Consider the following 19,302-nt stretch of genomic DNA (forward strand, 5'->3'; position numbering starts at 1 on the left):
CACCCTCCCCTAAAGTGGAGGGATAGGAGGTCTTGATGTCTGCCCTCGACGCCGAATTCGCCGCCCTGCTCGACGCCCAGGCTGAGGCCGCCAAGGCCCAGCCGCTGCCGCCGCTGGACGCCCTGCCGCCGGAGATGGTGCGGGCGGGCTACCGCTTGCAGCGCCAGGCGCAGGACCAGAATGCGCCGAAGGATGTGGAGACCCGCGACCTGACGGTGGCGGACACGATCCCGGCGCGGCTCTATCGGCCCGCGGGGCTCGGCGATCCGTCGGGGCTGCTGGTTTATTTCCACGGCGGCGGCTTCGTGATCGGCGACCTGGAGACCCACGACGGCCATTGCCGCCGGCTGGCCAAGGACGGCGCCTGCCGGGTGCTGGCGATCGACTATCGGCTGGCGCCGGAGCATCCGTTCCCGGCCAGCCACGACGACGCCCTGGCCGCGACGAAGTGGGCTTTCGACAACGCCTCGGACCTGGGCGTCGACCCGCGCCGCATCGCGGTCGGCGGCGACAGCGCCGGCGGCAACCTGGCGGCCTCGGTGGCGCTGGACCTGAAGGATGACACGCGCCGCAAGATCGCCTTCCAGCTCCTGCTCTATCCGGGCATCTGGCCGGACGAGGAGACCCAGTCGCGCAAGGACCTGGACGGGCCGGTGCTGACACGCGAAGCACTGGCCTGGTTCGAGAAGCTGCTGGCCGCGGTCGGCCACCCGCACGCCCAGCGCGCCATGCTGGGCTCGCGGGACTTTAAGGGCGCGCCGCCGGCCCTGGTGGTCACCGCCGGCTTCGATCCGCTACAGGACGAGGGCCGCGACTACGCCGAGGCCCTGCGGGCGGCCGGCGTCGCGGCGACGCTCACCCACTACCCGGCGCTGGTCCATGACTTCTACATCATGCATGACGTTTCGCCGGCCGTGGCCAAGGCGGCGGCGGAAACCGCGGCGGCGTTGAAACGTGCGCTGAGCTAGTCTTCTTCCCCGGCCCGCCGCTTCTGGGCCCAGGCGAGGATGGCCATGCCGGCGACGGTGGAGAGCAGGGAGCCCACGACCACGCCGATCCGCACCTGCGCCGCGGCAGCGACATCGGTGGAGGGGAAGGCGAGCTGGCCGATGAACAGGCTCATGGTGAAGCCGATCCCGCAGAGCAGCGACAGGCCGTAGAGTTCGATCCATTTCGCGCCGGTCGGCCGGCGCGCCAGCTTCAGCACGATCACCAGCACCGCAGCCCCGAACACCCCGATCTGCTTGCCGAAGAAGAGGCCTGCGGCGACGCCCAGCGCCACGGGCCCGAAGAGATCTGAGACGCCGAGGCCGCGCACGCTGAAGCCCGCCGCGCAGAAGGCGAAGAGCGGCAGGATCAGGAAGGCGACGTAGGGGTGGAGGCCCTCCATGAAGTCCTCCAGCACGCCGGGCCGACCGAGTTTGCGGGCCTCCAGCGGTATGGTCGCCGCCGCGGCGACCCCGGCGAGCGAGGTCGAGACGCCCGACTTCAGAGTGAAGCCCCAGACCACCACGAAGCCCAGGGCGTAGAGCAGGTAAGGCGCGCGGCGCCAGCGGCCGAGCAGCCCCATGCCGGTCAGCGCCACCAGGGCGCCGGCCAGCTCCAGGATGCGGAAGTGGTCGGTGAACAGCAGCCCGATCAGGCCCACCGCGCCCAGGTCGTCGACGATGGCCAGGGTCAGCAGGAAGACCCGCAGGTTGGGCGGCAGCTTGGGGCCGGCCACCGCCAGGGCGGCGATGGCGAAGGCGATGTCGGTGGCCACCGGCACCGGCCACCCCTGCGGCGCGGCGCCCTCAAGAAGCGGCGGGTGGCCCATGTTGATGGCGAGGTAGATCAGCGCCGGCCCGGCCATGCCGCCAAGCGCGGCGATGATCGGCAGGGCGAGCCTTCGCGGATTGGCCAGCTCGCCGCGGACGATCTCGTATTTGATCTCCAGGCCGACCACGAAGAAGAAGACCGCCATCAGGCCTTCCTTCACCCAGTCGATGATCGACAGCGTCTCGGTGAAGGCGCCCAGCTGGACGGTGAAGGGCTCGCCGATGAAGCCGAAATAGACGTGCGCCCAGGGCGAGTTGGCGAGCGCGATGGCGGCGAGCGCCGCGGTGGCCAGGATCAGGCCCGAGGCGCTTTCGGTTTTCAGGAAATCGAGCGTGATCCGCTTGGCCATGGCTTGGGTTAGCATGGCCGTGCGCCCGCCGCTAAGGTATCCGGAGGCGCCGCCTCAGGCCGGCGATGGAGGGACTTCCATGCGACTGACCAAGCCCCGGTTTGCACCGCTCAGCGACGCCGAGATGAGCCCCGAACAGGACGAGGCGCTGAAGGATTTCCGCCCCGGGCCGGTGCTGAACATCTTCCGCACCCTGGTGCGTGCGCCGAAGGCGCTAACCCGGTTCAACGCCTGGGGCGGCTACGTGCTGTCGCGCCGCAACGACCTGCCGCCGCGCGAGCGGGAGATCGTGATCCTGCGCACCGGCTTCCTCTGCAAATCCGGCTATGAGTGGACCCAGCACCACCGCATCGGGCTGCGCGAAGGCCTGACGGAGGATGAGATCGAGCGGATCAAGGGCGGCGCGGGCGCCGGTTGGGCCCCCGCCGACGCGGTGCTGATCAAGGCCACGGACGAACTGCACGCCGACCAGTTCATCACCGACGCGACCTGGGCCGAGCTGGGCCAGCATTTCAGCGACAAGCAGCGGATGGACGTGGTCTTCACTTGCGGCCAGTACACTCAGGTCTCGATGATGCTGAACACCTTCGGGGTGCAGCTCGACGAAGGCCAGACCCTCGACCCTGACCTGAAGGGCTAGGGCCGCCATGCCTCGCCCGCAGTCCGGTGAGGAGGTCCGCGCGAGGTATGCTCGCGAGGTGTGTGCTACAGCCGGGGTCGTCGACCCGAGGGTGCAGGACGCCTTCGCATCGGTCCCGCGGGAGGCCTTCTCACCGCCGGGGCCATGGAAGGTCTATCGGGCGACCCAGGCTCCGCCTTATTTCGACTATGAGACGACGGTGAGCGACCGTCCGGACGAGCTTTACCGCGACGTCTCGATCGAGCTGGAGCCGGGCAGTTTCATCAACAACGGCCTACCGAGTGTCATTGCGTCGTGGCTGCGGGACGCCACGCCTCCGGTGGGCGGGTCTGTGGTGCAGATCGGCGCGGGGCTCGGCTACTACACCGCGATCCTGGCGCATCTGGTGGGCGAGGACGGCCGGGTCTCGGCGGCGGAGGTCCACCGCCCCATCGGCGCCCAGGCCGCACGGAACCTCGCCGCGATGGAGCAGGTCGACCTCTTCGTCGGAGACGGCTCTCAACTGAAGATCGAGAGCGCCGACCTGATGCTGGTCCACGCAGGGATATCCGACCTGCCGCCGGCGTGGCTGCACGGCCTGGCGCCGAGCGGCGCCCTGGTGGTCTCGCTGACCTTCACCAGCCCGGAATTCCGGACCATCGGCCTCGGCGTGACGTTGAAAATCCGGCCCCACTCGAACGACCGGTTCTCCGCGGCCTTCGTGTCGACGCCCTACATCACCACCAGCCACAGCCTGCGCTCCGACGAGGGCGAGCAGCGTCTGCGCGAGGCCATGGAGGCGCCGGACTATTCGGTGATCGCATCGGTCCGCCTCGACCGTCACGAAGCGGCGCCCAGCTGCTGGCTACATCGGCAGGACTGGTGCATCAGCCGGTTGCATCCCAGCGAACAGGTCCGGACATGACAGGCAGGCTTGAAGGCAAGATCGCGGTGGTCGTGGGCGCCGGCCAGACGCCGGGCGAGACCGTGGGCAATGGCCGGGCGATGGCGATCCTGTTCGCCCGCGAAGGCGCCAGCGTGCTTTGCGTCGACCGCATCGAGGAGCGCGCCGAGGAGACCGCCGCGCTGATCGCCGAGGAAGGCTTTGCGGCGTCCTTCCTCGCGGCCGACATCGTCAAGGGCGCGGACTGCGCGAGGATCGTCGAGACGGCCAAGGACCGCCACGGCCGGCTCGACATCCTGATCAACAACGTCGGCATTGGCGGCGGCGACGCGCCGGCGCACCGCCTGGAGGAGGCCGCCTTCGACCGGATCATGACGGTCAACCTCAAGGGCATGTGGCTGACCATCAAGGCCGTCCTGCCGGCCATGCGCGAGCAGGGCGGCGGCGCCATCGTCAACATCTCGTCCCTGGCGGCGCGGGCCGGCGGCATCCAGTTCGCCTACGAGGTCTCCAAGGCGGGCGTGAATCGCCTGACCACTAGCGTCAGGCGTGAATCGCCTGACCACTAGCGTCGCTCAGTCGAACGCCCGCTACGGCGTGCGCTGCAACGCGATCATGATGGGCTACATGGACACGCCCATGGCGGTCAGCGGCATCGCCAGCGCCACCGGCCGCCCGACCGCCGAGGTGCGCGCCGAGCGCGACGCCCGGGTGCCCCTGGGCGGCAAGATGGGCGACGGTTGGGATACCGCCTACGCGGCCCTGTTCCTGGCCTCCGACGAGGCCAAATTCATCTCCGGCGCCATCCTACCGGTCGACGGCGGCATGGGTGTCCGGATCGGCTGACACACCGCCAGGTTGACGCCCGGGGCGGCGCAGCGGAGGCTCGGGAGCGCGTCACGGAGCCGCCGCCATGCCGGCACAGCCGTTCGAGACCACCCTGCGCAGCATCTTCGTGCGCTGCGATGAGGCGTTGCACACCGCCCTTGATAGGGCGAAGGCGCGCGCCGAAAGCCTGCAGGCCGAGGACACCAGCCGGCTCGCCTTCACGCTCACCGAAGCCATAGAGCATACGGTCGACCCGGCGATCGACGAGGCGGTGGCCAGCTATGACGAGGCCCTCAGCCAGCCGGTCGCCTCGAACGCCCACTGGGAGGACGCGATCCGGGCCCGGATCGGCGTGAGCGTGGAGGCCGGCATCGCCGGGGCGCTGGCGTTTGACCAGCTCACCCATCCCTGGAAGCCGCTCCTGAAGGAGGAGGCGCCGAAGCTGAGCGAACGGCTGGTGCGCAGGGCTGACGAGCGGCTCGCGGAGGTCCACAAGCGGCACGGGCCGCAGCGCCGCCGCAAGGAGGTGCGCCGGGAATGGACCCTGCGCGGCTCGCTTCTGGTCCTGGGCCTGGTGGTGGGCTTCCTGATCCACGGCCTGCTCACCGCGTTCTGACCCCGCCGACCGACGGGGCGTGAACCGCCGTGGCGTCCCTTGCGTCGCACGCGAGCCCGGGCCATGTCGCGACCATGCCGGTCTCGCCTGCCTATCGACCCGATGCGCGCTATCCGCAGCTCGGCCCCGAGTTCGCCGATCCGGTGCGGGCCGAGGTGTTCCCGAAGACCCTGCTGCGGTTCCGCAACGACCGGGCGGCGGCGACCGTGGGGCTGGAAGCTCTGACCGACGAGGAGTGGATCGCCCACTTCGGACGCTTCGAGCCGCTGCCCGGGAACATCGATCCGCCCCTGGCGCAGCGCTATCACGGCCATCAGTTCCGCACCTACAACCCCGAGCTTGGCGACGGCCGCGGCTTCACTTTCGCCCAGATGCGCGAGGCGGGAACGGGCCGGCTGCTGGACCTGGGGACCAAAGGCTCGGGGCGCACGCCCTGGTCGCGGTCGGGCGACGGGCGGCTCACCCTGAAGGGTGGTGTGCGCGAGGTGCTGGCGACCGCCATGCTGGAGGCGCTGGGCGTGCCGACCTCGCGCTCGTTCTCGCTGATCGAAACCGGCGAGGGGCTGGAGCGCGGCGACGAGCCCAGCCCGACCCGCTCGGCGGTGCTGGTGCGCCTGTCCTGGAGCCACATCCGCTTCGGGAGCTTTCAGCGCCACGCCTTCTTCGAGCGCGCCGACCGGATCGGGGCCCTCGTCGATCATGTGATCGAGACCTACTACCCCGAGCTGGCGGACGCGCCTGACCGGCCGCTGGCTATGCTGCACGCGGTCGTCGCCCATACCGCCCGATTGACCGCCCGCTGGATGGCGGCGGGCTTCGTCCATGGGGTGCTCAACACCGACAATATGAACATCACCGGCGAGAGCTTCGACTATGGGCCCTACCGGTTCCTGCCGCACAACGACCCGAACTTCACCGCCGCCTATTTCGACCACACCGGGCTCTACAGCTTTGGCCGCCAGCCGGAGGCGGTGTTCTGGAACCTGCAGCAGCTGGCGGGCGCGCTCAGCCTTGTGGCCGACAGTGACGGCCTGATCGCGGCGCTGAACGGTTTCGGCTCGGCCTATCGCGACGAGCTGACGGCGGCGATGCTGGATCGGCTGGGCGTCCGGCGGCGCGACGGCGAGACGGACGCGGCCCTGGTCCAGGCGGCCTTCCAGGCCTTCGCCGAGGGTGGCGAGGCCTTGCGCTGGGAGCCGTTCTTCTTCGACTGGTTCTGCGGCGACGAGGCCCGGGCGCTGTCGGGCCCGCGCGCCGAGCTTTACGGGCGCGATGGCTTTGTCGCCTTCCGCGGCCTCCTGGCAGACTTTTCCCCGGACCGTCCGGAGCGGCTGGCGGACCCCTATTTCAGCCGCTCCGAGCCGGAGGAGCTGCTCTACGACCAGATCGAGGCGCTGTGGGCGCCGATCGTCGAACAGGACGACTGGAGCGCCTTCCACGCCAAGCTCGCCGGCATCGAATCCGCCCGCCTGGCATGGGGATTGCCTGCCCAGGGAACCTGAGCCCGAAATGCGCCGTTCCGGCCGCAAGGGCTGGAAGGATGTGGCGCGATGAAGGACGTCATGTGGTGGATCGCTGGAGCCTCGTCGGTCGTGGTCGCGGCCTATGTGCTCGGCCTGATAGCCTAGGCGGCGGCTTGCGGCCTCGGCCGCGCCGCCCACTGCGCCAGGACGACGCCGCCTAGCGCCACGGCCGCGCCGGCCGTCTGCAGCGGGCCCAGCGCCTCGCCGAACAACAGGAAGCCGGCGTAGGTCGCGACCACCGGCTGCACCAGCACCACGACGGAGGCTAGCGAGGTCGGCAGCCGCCCCATGGCCCAGGCGATCGAGCCCTGGCCCGCCACATGGACGAGGCCCAGGCCCGCGCAGGCGGCGAGGCCTGCGGCCGTGGCGGGCAGAATGCGCTCGCCCATCAGCAGGGCTGCGGCCAGCAATAGCGGCGCGCCGACCACCCCGGACCAGAACATCAGGCGGCTGGCGGCTTGGGTCTTGCGGCCTTGGGCGAGGGCGAGGAAATAGAGGGCGTACCAGAAGGCGGTGGCGATCGAGAGCAGATTGCCGAGCGGCGCGTTCAGCACCGGCGTCCCGGCTCCGCGGCCCGCGCCCATCATCCAGGCGCCGCCCACCGCCACGCCCATCGCGATCAGGAAAAGGGCGCGAGGCCGCTGCTTCAGGAAGATCCAGGCGAAGGCGGTCACCACCACGGGCGCTAAGTTGGACAGGACCGTGGAGGCGCCAACGGAGGTGTATTTCAGCCCGTAGTGCCAGAAGCCTAGATCGAGCGCGAAGAGCAGGCCGGCGAGCAGGGCGATCGGCGTGGGCCGGCCCAGAGGCCCGCTCGCGCGACGGGTCATCACCGCCAGCAAGGGCAGGGCGAAGGCCAGCCGCCAGAACCCCGCCGCGGCCGGGCCCGTGCCGGTGAGCCGCATGAGGATGCCGGAAAAGCCGATGACGCAGGCGCCGAACAGCAGGGCGCCGATCGCCTGCCAGCGGTGGGCGCTGTCCTCGTGCATCGCCGCGTCGGTCAAAAGCCCAGCTCTCCCCGCAGATCCTGCGGCGTCATACCCTTTGCGCGCAGTTCGCGCAGCGTCTGGGCGCCGTCGCGTTTGGCGAAGCGCTTGCCGTCGGGGCCGGTGAGCAGCCGGTGGTGGCGGTAGGCCGGCGTGGGGAGCGCCAGCAGCGCCTGCAAGAGGCGCTGGACGTGGGTCGCCTCGAAGAGGTCACGGCCGCGGATGACGTGCGTCACGCCCTGCAGGGCGTCGTCCGCGACCACGGCGAGGTGGTAGGCGACGCCCACGTCCTTGCGCGCCAGGACCACGTCGCCGCCGAGCTGCGGGCGGGCCTGGACCAGGCCGTGCTCGCCGTCCGGACCTTCGGCCTCCTCCACGAAGGTCAGGGCCGAGAAGCCGCCCAGGGCCCGTTCGGCGGCGTCCAGCGACAGGCGCCAAGCATAGGGCTCGCCGGCCTCGACGCGGCGGGCTTCCTCGTCCGGTGGCAGCGGCGCGCCGCGGAAGGCTTCCAGAGCGCCGTGCGGTGCGCTCTCGATGGCCTCGGCCACCTCGCGCCGGGTGCGGAAGCAGCGGTAGGTCAGGCCGCGTTCGGAGAGGTCGCGCAGAGTGGCGCCATAGTCGGCCACGTGATCGGACTGGCGGCGGACCGGACGCTCCCATTCGAGCCCCAGCCAGGTGAGGTCTTCATAGATCGCCGCCTCGTACTCCGGTCGGCAGCGGGTGCGGTCGATGTCCTCGATCCGCAGCAGGACGCGGCCGCCGGCGCCGCGCGCGGCCTGATACGCGGTGAGCGCCGAAAAGGCGTGGCCCCGGTGCAGAAATCCGGTGGGCGAGGGGGCGAAGCGGGTGACGAAGGCGGACATGGCGCCCGCCGGGGTCTAGTCCGCGATGGGCCGGGGAGCCAGACCCATGTGCTGGAAGATCGCCCGCAGGAACGGCACTTCGCCGCCGCAGGCTTCCTTCAGATGGTCGAACTGCTTGAAGCCGGCCATCTCGGCCAGGCCGTGAGCCGAGCACCAGGCCGCCGTGGTGGCCAGCTCGATATCCAGGGTCTCTTCAGGGTTCGCGCCGGCTTCGACCAGGGTGTCGCGCACCTTGCAGTAGGCGCTGTCCTTGTCGTCCTGCATCCGGTCCGGCAGGTCCTCGCTGTCGCGGGCCCGGTCGTACATGACGCGGTAGAGAGCCGGGTTCTCGCGGGCGAAGCAGACGTAGGCCACGCCGAGGCTGTTCATCGCCTCCTGCGGCGAGGGGGCCTCGGCCTTGGCCTTGGCCAGCGCGGCGTCCAGCAGCTCCCAGCCCTCGTGGGCCACGGCTTCCAGGAGTTCGCTCTTGTCCTTGAAGTGGTGGTAGGGCGCCGCGGGGCTGACACCGGCTTCGCGGGCCACGGCCCGGAGCGAGAGCGCGCTCGGCCCCTCGGCCTCCAGAACCCGGCTGGCGGCGTCGATCAGGGCGCGGCGAAGATCGCCGTGGTGATAGGGCCGGGCCTCTGCCGCTTGAGAGTCTCTCATCGCCACTCACCATATGTCGCAATCTATGCGCCGTAAAGATATCTTGACGCTGCTTAGATATGCTCTATCTTGACGCTGCTTAGATGTCAACGGCCCCGGGTCCTCGGGGTTCCAACTTGAAAGCATGTGTCCCTGTGTCCATCTCCCGCCTCGGACGGTTCTTCGAGCGTATCGCGCCGGCCCTGATCCTGACCCCCGATCTTAAAAATGGGGGATCTTCGCTCGCCGCCGCCTTTGCCGCCATCGGCGGCTGATCGCCGCTTCCTCCCCAAGAGCCGGCGATCTGGAAAAGGGCCCTGCAAAAGGGGCCCTTTTTCATCGGGCTGGGCCGCCGAAGCTAGGCCATGCAATTCTGCATAGCTGCACTGCACAATTAGGTATCTAGACAGCGTTCAGATCAGTGCTATCTAAGCATCGTCCACATCGGACAAGGGCTGCCGGGGAAACCCGGGGGCCATAGTGAAGAAGAAGGACTTTTCTCATGTCGATCCGTCTCAACCGCGTTCTGGATGTCGTGATCTCTTTCGCGATCGTGGCCCTGGGCCTGGCCATCGCCGGCGCCACCTTCGCCGCCGCGGCCTAGTTCCAGATGCGATGCCGATAAGCCTCGCCCGCTCCGACAATGAGCTTGGGCGAGGCTGCGGCCTTCTCCGTCATGGAGATGTCTCCGAATCTTTCTTATAAGGGTCCCGATAGCGGGACAGCCTGGGCTTCCTGACCTGGCCCGTCGCCGCTGAAAGCGTCGCGAACAGGGGTCTGTCTTCAGTTCATCCGCGTACCATCCAGGCGCCTCGCGCCAGCCGATCCCCGCAAATGCGGAGGCCGACCATGCAGGTGCTTAGCCGCCCGCCGTCGGGGATGCCGGCCCTCGTGCTGAACGCCGACTTCCGGCCGCTCAGCTATTACCCGCTCTCCCTTTGGCCCTGGCAGGACGTCATCAAGGCGGTCTTCCTCGACCGCGTCGACGTGGTCTCAACCTACGACCAGGTGGTGCACTCGCCCTCCTTCGAGATGAAGCTGCCGAGCGTTGTGTCGCTGAAGCAGTACGTGACCCAGGACCGGCCGCCGGCCTTCACGCGGTTCAACCTGTTCCTGCGCGACGCCTTCACCTGCCAGTATTGCCGCTGCAGCGAGGACCTGACCTTCGACCACGTGATCCCGCGCTCCCGCGGCGGGCGCACGACCTGGGAGAACATCGTCACCGCCTGCGCCCGCTGCAATCTGACCAAGGGTGGGCGCACGCCGCGCGAAGCGCATATGCATCCCCTGCACACGCCGCACCGGCCGTCCGCCTTCGAACTGCAGCAGCATGGCCGAAGGTTCCCGCCGCACCACCTGCACGAAAGCTGGCTCGACTACCTCTACTGGGACATCGAGCTGGAGGCCTGACGGCGTTCACCGCCGCAGCGTCAGCGTAGCCTCACCGTCACGGTCGTCGACAGGCCGGGCCGCAGGCGGTCGAGGCCGGACTGGCCGGGCTCGAAGCGGATGCGCACCGGCACCCGCTGGACGATCTTGGTGAAGTTGCCCGTGCCGGGTTCGAACGGCAGCAGTGAGAACTGCGAGCCGGAGCCCGGGGCGAAGCTGTCGACCTCGCCCTTGAGGGGCTCGCCCGGCAGGGCGTCGACCTTGATGGTCGCCGGCTGGCCCGCCACCATGCGCGAGACCTGCGTCTCCTTGAAGTTGGCGACCACATAGAGTGACTTCAGCGGCACCAGGGTCAGGAGCCGCGTGCCCGGTTGCACATAGTCGCCGGGCTCGACCTGGCGGTCGCCGACCACGCCATCGATGGCGGCGCGGATCACCGTGTGGCCCTGATCCTGTAGGGCGAGGTCCAGTGCCGCCTGGGCGCGGCCGACGCCGGCCTGCGCCTGGGCGAGGCTGGCGGCCAGGGTGGCGCGCTTGGCGGCGGTGACGGCGACCTGATTGCGACTGACGTCAAGCTGGGCGCGGGTCTTCACCGCGTCGGAGTCCGCGCTGATGGCGGCGGCCTTGTAGGCATCCGCGTCGCGCTTCGACACCGCGCCATCGGCGACCAGCCGTTCGAAGCGCTGGCGGTCACTCTGGGCGCGATCGCTCTGGGCGTCGGCAGAGCGGATCACCGCGGCGGCGGCGCGCACGTTGGAGGCGGCGAGTTGCTCCTCCGGCGTCAGGGCGGCGAGCGCCGCCTGGGCGGCCTGCACCTGCGCCTGGGCGTTCTGCAGATCGGCGGCCGCCGAGTTGACCCGGGCGTCGAACTCCTCGGGATCGATGCGCACCAGCGGATCGCCGCGATGGACGGCCTGGTTGTGCCGCACGAGCACCTCGGCCACGAGCCCCTTGACCCGCGGCGCGACGACAGAGCTGTCGGCCTCCAGATAGGCCGCGTCGGTGGAGACCGAGGCCTTCGGCATGGCGATGTAGCCCGCGCCGGCCGCCGCCAGGACGACCGCTCCGCCCACCGCCAGCGCGGTCTTGCGCAAAAAGGGCGGCTTGAAACCGGCCTTGGGCGGCGGGGCTGCGGTCACGCCGGGGGGCAGGGCGAAGGTCGCGTCGTTCATTTGTCCATCACCAGCAGGGTGGAGGTGGCCGAGGCGTAGAGCCGACCGTTGGCGTCGACGATCCGGGCCTCGGCGAAGGCCGTGCGCCGGCCGAGGGTGACCACCCGGCCTTCGGCGCGGACCGGACCGGTCCCGGCGGTCATCGCCTTATGGTAGGCGACCTTGAGTTCGAGGGTCGTGTAGCCCTGGGTCGCGCTCAGCTTCGAATGCACCGCGCAACCGCAGGCGGAGTCCAGCAGGGTCGCGGCATAGCCGCCGTGCACCGTGCCGATGGGATTGTAGGCATGCTCGCCCGGCGTGCCTTCGAACACCGCGATCCCGTCGCCCACCTCGATCAGCTGGAAGCCGAGCGTCTTGGCGATGCCCGGGCCGCGGCCGGGCGCCATCATGGCGCGCAGCTGCTCGGCGCCCGTCTTACCGGGCGCGATCTGCTCCATCAGGCTCATTGCAGGTCTTCCAGGCCGAGGCGCGCCTTCAGCGACGCCCGTGAAGCGGTGAGGATGGCGTAGGAGCGGTCCGGATCGGGCTCGGCGCGGGCGAGCGACACCGCGCCCACCATTTCGGCCAGCACCGAGGCGGCGGTGGTGTCGGGCTCCGGGAAGTCCATCTCTCGCAACAGGTCGGCCAGTGCGCCGGTCAGGTTCCGCGCGCCCTCGGCGTAGCGCGCCCGCATCTCCGCGTTCAGCCGCGGCGCCTCGGCTGCCAGGAAGGGCAGGGGACAGCCCGCGGTGCGCGAGTCCCGGTGACTGCGCGACAGGTAGAAGCCGATGTAGTTGGTCAGCGCCGTCTTCGCCGGGAAGCCCTTGGTGACCTCGCTGAGGATGCGGGCGCGGCCCTCCTCGAACATCCGGTCGATCCCGGCCAGCAGCAGGGCGTCGCGGGATTCGAAGTGGGCGTAAAAAGCGCCATGGGTCAGGCCCGCCGCGCCCATCACGCCGGCGACGCTGATGGCGTGGGGTCCGTCGCAGCGGATGGCCTTGGCGGCCTCGGCGATGACCCGTTCGCGGGACCTCTGCTTGTGGTCGGCATCGTAGCGCATGACTTGCGGCTCCGTATTGTATGATGCATATAATATTACGAACACGGGTCTGGCAAGGGCCCGCGCCAGGGACAGATCAATGACCGACGGAACAGCGAGCCTTGGGGGCGCGGGATCCGCGAAGCCGGCCGCGCCGATGGCGCCGATCAATCCCATGGCGCTGCCGGACGCGCGCAAGTTCCTGATCTTCGGGATCATGGCCTTCGGGCAGTTCATGGCCCTGATCGACATCCAGATCGTCGCCGCCTCGCTGAACGACGTGCAGGCCGGTCTGTCGGCGGGGCCGGACGAGATCAGCTGGATCCAGACCGGCTATCTGATGGCTGAGCTGGTGATGATCCCCTTCGCGGCCTTCCTGGCCCAGGCGTTGTCGACCCAATGGCTGTTCGCCCTGTCGGCGGGCCTGTTCACGGTGGCCAGCGCGCTCTGCGGCCTGGCCTGGGACATCCAGTCGATGATCCTGTTCCGGGTGATCCAGGGCTTCGTCGGCGGGGCCATGGTGCCCACCGTCTTTGCGACCGGCTTTTCGATGTTCGAGGGTAAGCAGCGGGCGATGATCCCGGCGATCCTCGGCATGGTTTCGGTGCTGGCGCCGACGCTGGGGCCTACGGTCGGCGGCTGGCTGACCGGCGCCGTCGGCTGGCGCTCGATCTTCTATGTGAACATCGCGCCGGGCGCGATCGTCACGATACTTGCCCTCACGTTCATCCGCGTCGACCGGCCGAACTTCTCCATGCTGAAGAAGATCGACTATTCGCACCTGGCGTCGATGGCGGTGTTTCTGGGCGGGATGGAATACGTCCTGGAGGAGGGGCCGAAGAACGACTGGTTCAACGACCCGCGCATCGCCACCGGCGCCTGGCTGTCCTTCGTGGGCTTCCTGCTGTTCCTGGAGCGCTCGTTCCGGTCCGGCGGGCCGATCGTCAGGCTGACGCCATTCAAGAAGCCCACCTTCGCCATCGCCTGCGCCTTCAACCTGGTGATCGGCTTCGGCATCTACGCCTCGACCTATCTGGTGCCGGTGTTCCTAGGGAGGGTGCGTGGCTACGACAGCCTGCAGATTGGCACGACCGTCTTCGTCGTGGGCATCGCTCAGGTGCTCTCGACCATCCTGGCGGCGCGGCTCTCGCAGTCGGTGGACCCGCGCAAGATCATCGCCGTCGGCTTGACCCTCTTCGCCACCAGCCTGTGGCTGACCTCCAAGGTGACGCCGGACTGGGGCTTCGGCGCCTTCCTGGGACCACAGCTGTTGCGCGGCGCCTCGGTGATGCTCTGCATCGTGCCGAGCGTCGGTCTGGCGCTCACCGGCTTTGTCGGCCCCGAGCTGCGCGCGGCTTCCGGCCTCTTCAACCTGATGCGCAACCTGGGCGGGGCCATCGGCATCGCGGTGGTCAACACCTGGCTGCAGGACAACGCCCGCATCCAGGCCGCGCGCATGGGCGAGAGCCTGGGCCGCGCCGGCGCCGAGGCGCCCGCCATCATGGGCCAGTTGATCGGCAAGATGGCCGCGGCCACGCCCGATCCCGTCCGCGCCGCCCTGCTGGCGCAGGGCGAGCTCGCCCGCGTGGTCGGCCGCTATGCGCTGACCTCGGGCTTCCAGGAAGTCTTCCGGATGATGGCGTGGCTGTTCCTGGCCGCCCTGATCATGGTCCCGTTCTGCAAGCCTGCGCCCCTCAACGCCACCGCCGCCGGCGCTCCCGCCGACGCGCATTAGGACATCGGCCGATGACCCGCTCGATCCCCGTTTTCACCGCCCTCGCGGCGCTCGCGCTCAGCGCCTGCGCGGTCGGGCCGAACTACCAGAAACCGCAGGCCGCGCTCACCGGCGGTTACCATGCGCCGCTGCCGGCAGAGGGCCCGGCCAGGACCGACCTGACGGCCTGGTGGCGCGGCTTCGGCGATCCGGAGCTCAGCCGCATCGTCGAGCGGGCGGCGGCCCAGAACCTCGACGTCGCCCAGGCCGCCGCCCGGGTTCGCCAGTCCCGGGCCGCGCTGCAGGCGGCGGGCGCGGCGCTCGCCCCGAGCCTCGACGCTCAAGGGGCGGCCGCCGACGGGCGGCAGTCGCTGCTGAGCCCGGTCGGCGAGATCGGCAGCCACCTGCCGGGGTTCCAGCGCCACTACGACGACTATCAGGCGGGCGTCGTCGCCAGCTGGGAGATCGACCTCTTCGGGGGCCTGCGCCGCGAACGCGAGGCGGCCCGCGCCGAGGACGCCGGCGCCCGGGTCCAGCTGGCCGCGGTCCGAACCAGCATCGAGGCTGAGGCCGCCGACGCCTACCTGCAGGCCCGCGGCTATCAGGCCCGCCTAGCCGTCGGCCGGGCCCAGGCCAAGGTGGAGGAAGACCTCCTCAAGCTCGTCAACCGCCGCCTGGACGAGGGCGTTTCGGCGGAGCGCGAAGGCCACCAGGCCCAGGCCACCCTGGAAGCCGTGCTGGCGTCCATCCCGCCGCTGGCCGCCGGCCTCGACGCCGAGCTCAACCGGCTCGATGTGCTGATGGGCGCTCAGCCCGGGACCTACCGCGCCGAGCTGGAAGCGGACGCGCCCCTGCCGCAGCCGCCGGGGCTGTCCGAGACGGTCCAGCCCGGCGACCTGATGCGCCGCCGGCCCGACGTGCTGGCCGCCGAGCAGCGGCTGATCGCGGCCAACGCTCGCATCGGCGCAGCGATCAGCGCCTACTATCCGAAGGTCTCCCTGGGCGGGCTGTTTGGCGCGGAGAGCCTGGACGCGGGCAAGCTCTTCACCGGACCCGCGCAGGCCCAACAGCTGAGCGCCGGCTTCCGCTGGCGGCTGTTCGATTTCGGCCGGGTGGACGCTGAGGTCACCGCCGCCAGGGGGCGCGAGGCCGAGGCCTTGGCCGCCTATCGCGCCACGGCGCTGCGCGCCGCCGAGGACGTGGAGACGAGCCTGAGCGACCTGCAGCAGGATCGGCTGCGCGCCCAGGCGCTGGGCCGTGAGGTCGACCAGCTGACCACCGCGCGCCGCCAGGCGCAGCAGGCCTATGAGGGCGGGGTCGCGAGCCTCTTGGAGGTGCGCGACGCCGACCGCGACCTGCTCACCGCCTCCGATCAGCTCGTGCAGTCGAAGGTGGCGGCCGCCCGCGCCGCGGTGGCCACCTTCCGCGCCCTGGGCGGCGGCTGGCGTCAGGACGGCTAGGCCCCGCGGAGCGCTTTGGCTATCAATGGCCATCGAGCTGGAGGCTTAGCGGATGGATGAGGCCTGCCCCCATGTCGCGGGGATCCGTGACGTGACGCCGAGCGCGCTGGGCTGCGAGGAGTGCCTGAAGATCGGCTCGATCTGGCTGCACCTTCGGCTCTGCCGGACCTGCGGTCACGTCGGTTGCTGCGACGACTCGCCAAACCGGCACGCCACCGCCCATTTCCACGCCAGCGGCCACCCGATCATCGAAGGCTACGACCCGCCGGAAGGCTGGGGCTGGTGCTATGTGGACGAGGTGGTGTTCGATCTCGGGGACCGCCGCACGCCGCAGCGGGGACCCATCCCGCGCTACTATTGAACCCGCCCGGCCGCAGGGCCGGCGACCTAGATTGCAGGACGGGCCGATTTCGCGGCTTTCGGAGATATTGGCGTTACGAAGCGGCCCAACTCGCGCCGCGGACGCCCGCCAGTTTGGCGGCGTGCGGAGAGCGGACTTTCCTCCCCCCGAGCCCCTCGCTCCGCACGGAAGACAGGCGTCGCCGGCCAACCCACCCCCCCCGGCCGCGCGGCGCTTTCGGCTCCTCCACCCCATGTGGAGGGGCCGTTTTCCATTGTGCGCGCACGTACGGGATGCGCCGCGAGGTCAATTCGGTGTAAGACCCGGTTTCGCCGGCTCGGCTCGCGCCCCGCCTTACCCACTCGACGGAGCCCACGATGGCGCGAAAGCCCAACTACAATTTCGAACGCGCCGAGCGCGATCGCCTGAAGGCCGCCAAGGTGGCCGAAAAGGCCCGCGCGAAGGCCGAAGCCCGCGAACGCGCCCGCCTGGAAGCCGATCCGTCCGCGACGCCCCGCAGCGACGACGACCAAGGCTGATCCGATGCCCGACAATGCGATCTACAACCACGAGACGGTGGTGCTCGATGGCGAGGTGTTCTCGTCCTGCGAGTTCCGCGATTGCCGCCTGGTCTACTCCGGCGGCGAGACGCCCAAGTTCGAGGACTGCCGCATCGACGACTGCGAGTGGAAGTTCGAGGACGCGGCCGGCCGCACGCTCGCCTTCATGAAGGTGGTCTGGGGCGCCGGAGGCAAGGCCCCGATCCAGGGTCTGATCAAGGAAATCACCGGCGGTGGCGGCCGCTAGGTCGTCTCGCCCTAGTTCATCGCCTCTTCGACCTGGGCCGCGATGTGAGCGCCGAATTCCTCGCGTGAGTTGACCTTTGGCGTCTCGCCCTGCGGCTCCGCCACGCCGAGGAAGTCGCACAGCGGGCCCCAGCCATCAGCCACGTGATAGACCAAGAGCCGCTCCGGCGGGATGGTCTCGCGCACCTTGGCATTGTGCGCCTTATAGACCGAGATCAGGCGATCCTTGTCGCCCATGCGCCCGTCGAACAGCGGGAAGATCACCTTGCCGAGCATCCGCGGGAAGGGCGCCTCGGGGTCCATCGGGCCCCGGTCGGCGAAGATCGTCGCCTGGGTCGACGCATACCAGTCCTCGGCGTCGCGCTCGGTGTGGATCACCTTGGCGGCGGGATAGGCGTCGGCCAGCTCCTTGTAATAGGTGGCGTTGGGCCAATCGACGGTGGAATTGTAGCCGTCGAAGATCTTGCCCCAGTCGGCGTGGGCCGGGTCGTCGGCGGCGGCCGACCACATATCCGGCGCGGCCGGGTTCTTGAACACCTCGACCATGTGGTAGCAGGGGCCCAGGCCGATCTGCTCAAGCGCCAGCTTCAGGGACATGGTCCCCGTGCGGCCGAAGCCGGATCCGATCACCGATAATGTCACAATCACCCCCCACAATTGGCGCCCGGCTAACTTGACCCTAGAGAGGTCTCGGGCTCAAGACCCGTGTTCGATTTTGAATTGAACGTGCGGACCCCGCTGCGTTCTTTCATCCACCGACGAGGAGATGGCAATGGCCCGTTACGACAGCATCCTGGGGACCGTGGGCAATACGCCGGTCGTGCGGATTAACCGGCTGGCGCCGGCCGGCGTGAATCTCTTCGTCAAGGTGGAGGCCTTCAATCCGCTGGGCTCGGTCAAGGACCGTCTCGCCCTGGGCGTCATCGAGGCGGCGGAAAAGTCCGGCGAGCTGAAGCCCGGCCAGACGGTGATCGAGGCCACCAGCGGCAACACCGGCATCGGCTTGGCCATGGTCTGCGCGGCCAAGGGCTATCCGCTGGTGTTGACCATGGCCGAGAGCTTCTCGATCGAGCGGCGGCGGCTGATGCGCTTCCTGGGCGCCAAGGTGATCCTGACCCCGGCGGCGCTGCGGGCCACCGGGATGATCAACAAGACCGTCGAGCTGGCCAAGGCGCATGGCTGGTTCATGACCCGGCAGTTCGAGAACGAGGCCAACGCCGAGATGCACGCCCGCACCACGGGTCCGGAGATCCTCAAGGACTTCGAGGGCGAGCAGCTGGACTATTGGGTCACCGGCTACGGCACCGGCGGGACGCTGAACGGGGTGGGCCGAGTGCTGCGCGCCAAGAGCCCGAAGACCAAGATCGTGGTTTGCGAGCCCTCCGACGCCGCCCTGATCGCCAGCCACGAGCCGCAGAGCTACAACCCCGATGGCTCGCCCGCCGCCGGCCATCCGGCCTGGAAGCCGCACCCGATGCAGGGCTGGACGCCGGACTTCATCGCCAAGCTGACCGGCGACGCGGTGGATGCGAAATACGTCGATCAGCTGATGACGATCTCCGGGCCCGAGGCGATCAAGATGAGCCAGGACCTGGCGACCCAGGAAGGCATCTTCGTCGGCATCACCTCGGGCGCCACCTTCGCCGGCGCCCTGAAGATCGCCGCCGATGCGCCGAAGGGGACCAACATCCTGGCCATGCTGCCGGACACCGGTGAGCGCTACCTCTCGACCCCGCTGTTCGCCGACGTGCCGGCCGAGATGACCGAGGAAGAGCAGGCCATCTTCCGCTCGACGCCGATGTTCACGGAGCCGGCGGCGGCCTGACGGCCTAGACCCTGTCCCGGCTGACTTGGTCCAAGTCAGCCGGGAAAGAACAGGGTCGTCGTCTATATCTGGAGCCCTTCTTGTCCACTCAGGTTGATCCAACCTGAGTGGAAGGGCTCTAGCGGAAGATGTGGATGCCGCCGGCGCCGCCGCTCGGCGCCTCGGCCAGGCCGCGGATTTCCAGTCGCGCGCGGCGCGCGCCGCACAGGCAGCGAAGCCGCGTCTCCAGGTGCGCCGTCGCCTGACGGCCGAGCCCCTGTCCGACCCAGGGCTGCGGATCGATCACCGCCTCGCGGCCGCAGCGGCAGACGGCCCAGAGGCTGGATCGCGCGGCCAGCGCCTGACCGAGTCTGGGCCAGGCCGGCCAGCCGTCGAAGGCCCGATGCGATGCGCCGTCCGCCATGATCCGCTCTCCGTCCGCCGTCCAGAACAAAAACAGAACTTATGG

The 19,302-nt window shown here is 69.5% G+C and carries 23 protein-coding genes; 14 read left to right on the forward strand and 9 right to left on the reverse strand.

Features of this window, described 5'->3' with window-relative positions:
* Positions 1-35 precede the first annotated feature (35 nt).
* The gene (locus VHS75_RS02160; RefSeq protein WP_329636957.1) at positions 36-968 is read left to right on the forward strand and encodes an alpha/beta hydrolase; all 933 of its coding nucleotides are present in this window, start codon (positions 36-38) and stop codon (positions 966-968) included.
* On the opposite strand, the gene nhaA is transcribed toward VHS75_RS02160, so the two are convergent.
* Complete coding sequence (nhaA, locus tag VHS75_RS02165) at positions 965-2,182, reverse strand: Na+/H+ antiporter NhaA (RefSeq protein ID WP_329636958.1); 1,218 nt, start codon at positions 2,180-2,182, stop codon at positions 965-967. The genes VHS75_RS02160 and nhaA overlap by 4 nt on opposite strands.
* Positions 2,183-2,246: 64 nt before the next feature.
* Between nhaA and VHS75_RS02170 the strand changes: the two genes are divergently transcribed.
* The 6 genes from VHS75_RS02170 to VHS75_RS02195 all read left to right on the forward strand — a co-directional run bounded on the left by VHS75_RS02170 (position 2,247) and on the right by VHS75_RS02195 (position 6,636).
* Positions 2,247-2,807, forward strand: a complete 561-nt coding sequence (locus VHS75_RS02170; RefSeq protein WP_329636959.1) for a carboxymuconolactone decarboxylase family protein — start codon at positions 2,247-2,249, stop codon at positions 2,805-2,807.
* 7 nt (positions 2,808-2,814) lie between these two features.
* On the forward strand, positions 2,815-3,711 hold the full coding sequence (locus VHS75_RS02175) for a hypothetical protein (RefSeq protein ID WP_329636960.1): 897 nt from the start codon (positions 2,815-2,817) through the stop codon (positions 3,709-3,711).
* Positions 3,708-4,259, forward strand: a complete 552-nt coding sequence (locus VHS75_RS02180; RefSeq protein WP_329636961.1) for an SDR family oxidoreductase — start codon at positions 3,708-3,710, stop codon at positions 4,257-4,259. The genes VHS75_RS02175 and VHS75_RS02180 overlap by 4 nt, the downstream gene beginning before the upstream one ends.
* A complete protein-coding gene (locus tag VHS75_RS02185; RefSeq protein WP_329636962.1) occupies positions 4,240-4,536 on the forward strand; it encodes an SDR family oxidoreductase in 297 nt (98 codons plus the stop codon). The genes VHS75_RS02180 and VHS75_RS02185 overlap by 20 nt, the downstream gene beginning before the upstream one ends.
* Before the next feature lie 67 nt (positions 4,537-4,603).
* Positions 4,604-5,134 carry a hypothetical protein gene (locus VHS75_RS02190; RefSeq protein WP_329636963.1) on the forward strand — a complete coding sequence of 177 codons (531 nt, stop codon included), beginning with the start codon at positions 4,604-4,606 and terminating at the stop codon, positions 5,132-5,134.
* Between the two features lie 74 nt (positions 5,135-5,208).
* Positions 5,209-6,636, forward strand: coding sequence for a protein adenylyltransferase SelO (locus VHS75_RS02195; RefSeq protein WP_329637025.1), 1,428 nt, complete (start codon positions 5,209-5,211; stop codon positions 6,634-6,636).
* 122 nt (positions 6,637-6,758) lie between these two features.
* Here the strand turns inward: VHS75_RS02195 and VHS75_RS02200 are convergent, their stop codons facing one another.
* From VHS75_RS02200 to VHS75_RS02210, 3 genes are read right to left on the reverse strand one after another with little or no spacing between them, the layout of a single operon-like run.
* On the reverse strand, positions 6,759-7,661 hold the full coding sequence (locus VHS75_RS02200) for a DMT family transporter (RefSeq protein ID WP_329636964.1): 903 nt from the start codon (positions 7,659-7,661) through the stop codon (positions 6,759-6,761).
* On the reverse strand, positions 7,658-8,506 hold the full coding sequence (gluQRS, locus tag VHS75_RS02205; RefSeq protein WP_329636965.1) for a tRNA glutamyl-Q(34) synthetase GluQRS: 849 nt from the start codon (positions 8,504-8,506) through the stop codon (positions 7,658-7,660). Before gluQRS ends, VHS75_RS02200 begins: the two co-directional genes overlap by 4 nt.
* A gap of 15 nt (positions 8,507-8,521) precedes the next feature.
* A complete protein-coding gene (locus VHS75_RS02210) occupies positions 8,522-9,151 on the reverse strand; it encodes a TetR/AcrR family transcriptional regulator (RefSeq protein WP_329636966.1) in 630 nt (209 codons plus the stop codon).
* Between the two features lie 828 nt (positions 9,152-9,979).
* On the opposite strand from VHS75_RS02210, the gene VHS75_RS02215 reads away from it, so the two are divergent.
* The gene (locus VHS75_RS02215; RefSeq protein ID WP_329636967.1) at positions 9,980-10,540 is read left to right on the forward strand and encodes an HNH endonuclease; all 561 of its coding nucleotides are present in this window, start codon (positions 9,980-9,982) and stop codon (positions 10,538-10,540) included.
* 20 nt (positions 10,541-10,560) lie between these two features.
* Here VHS75_RS02215 and VHS75_RS02220 read toward each other — a convergent pair whose 3' ends face one another.
* The 3 genes from VHS75_RS02220 to VHS75_RS02230 are packed head-to-tail and all read right to left on the reverse strand — an operon-like array spanning position 10,561 to position 12,730.
* Positions 10,561-11,691, reverse strand: a complete 1,131-nt coding sequence (locus tag VHS75_RS02220) for an HlyD family secretion protein (protein ID WP_329636968.1) — start codon at positions 11,689-11,691, stop codon at positions 10,561-10,563.
* Positions 11,688-12,137, reverse strand: a complete 450-nt coding sequence (locus tag VHS75_RS02225; RefSeq protein WP_329636969.1) for a PaaI family thioesterase — start codon at positions 12,135-12,137, stop codon at positions 11,688-11,690. The genes VHS75_RS02220 and VHS75_RS02225 overlap by 4 nt, the downstream gene beginning before the upstream one ends.
* On the reverse strand, positions 12,134-12,730 hold the full coding sequence (locus VHS75_RS02230) for a TetR/AcrR family transcriptional regulator (protein WP_329636970.1): 597 nt from the start codon (positions 12,728-12,730) through the stop codon (positions 12,134-12,136). The genes VHS75_RS02225 and VHS75_RS02230 overlap by 4 nt, the downstream gene beginning before the upstream one ends.
* Before the next feature lie 79 nt (positions 12,731-12,809).
* Between VHS75_RS02230 and VHS75_RS02235 the strand changes: the two genes are divergently transcribed.
* The 5 genes from VHS75_RS02235 to VHS75_RS02255 all read left to right on the forward strand — a co-directional run bounded on the left by VHS75_RS02235 (position 12,810) and on the right by VHS75_RS02255 (position 17,030).
* Positions 12,810-14,444 (forward strand): DHA2 family efflux MFS transporter permease subunit, encoded by a 1,635-nt coding sequence (locus VHS75_RS02235; RefSeq protein WP_329636971.1) that lies wholly within the window; start codon positions 12,810-12,812, stop codon positions 14,442-14,444.
* Between the two features lie 11 nt (positions 14,445-14,455).
* The gene (locus VHS75_RS02240) at positions 14,456-15,883 is read left to right on the forward strand and encodes an efflux transporter outer membrane subunit (protein WP_329636972.1); all 1,428 of its coding nucleotides are present in this window, start codon (positions 14,456-14,458) and stop codon (positions 15,881-15,883) included.
* A 52-nt stretch (positions 15,884-15,935) separates the two neighbouring features.
* On the forward strand, positions 15,936-16,244 hold the full coding sequence (locus VHS75_RS02245; protein ID WP_329636973.1) for a UBP-type zinc finger domain-containing protein: 309 nt from the start codon (positions 15,936-15,938) through the stop codon (positions 16,242-16,244).
* A gap of 356 nt (positions 16,245-16,600) precedes the next feature.
* A complete protein-coding gene (locus VHS75_RS02250) occupies positions 16,601-16,762 on the forward strand; it encodes a hypothetical protein (RefSeq protein WP_293365777.1) in 162 nt (53 codons plus the stop codon).
* Positions 16,763-16,766: 4 nt separating this feature from the next.
* On the forward strand, positions 16,767-17,030 hold the full coding sequence (locus tag VHS75_RS02255) for a hypothetical protein (RefSeq protein WP_293365778.1): 264 nt from the start codon (positions 16,767-16,769) through the stop codon (positions 17,028-17,030).
* Positions 17,031-17,041: 11 nt separating this feature from the next.
* Here VHS75_RS02255 and VHS75_RS02260 read toward each other — a convergent pair whose 3' ends face one another.
* Positions 17,042-17,659 (reverse strand): sulfotransferase family protein, encoded by a 618-nt coding sequence (locus VHS75_RS02260; RefSeq protein WP_329636974.1) that lies wholly within the window; start codon positions 17,657-17,659, stop codon positions 17,042-17,044.
* A gap of 142 nt (positions 17,660-17,801) precedes the next feature.
* Between VHS75_RS02260 and cysK the strand changes: the two genes are divergently transcribed.
* The gene (gene cysK, locus VHS75_RS02265; protein ID WP_329636975.1) at positions 17,802-18,854 is read left to right on the forward strand and encodes a cysteine synthase A; all 1,053 of its coding nucleotides are present in this window, start codon (positions 17,802-17,804) and stop codon (positions 18,852-18,854) included.
* Positions 18,855-18,972: 118 nt separating this feature from the next.
* Here the strand turns inward: cysK and VHS75_RS02270 are convergent, their stop codons facing one another.
* On the reverse strand, positions 18,973-19,257 hold the full coding sequence (locus tag VHS75_RS02270) for a hypothetical protein (RefSeq protein WP_329636976.1): 285 nt from the start codon (positions 19,255-19,257) through the stop codon (positions 18,973-18,975).
* Positions 19,258-19,302: the final 45 nt, after the last annotated feature.

This window comes from Phenylobacterium sp., assembly GCF_036264965.1.
Lineage (GTDB): Bacteria > Pseudomonadota > Alphaproteobacteria > Caulobacterales > Caulobacteraceae > Phenylobacterium.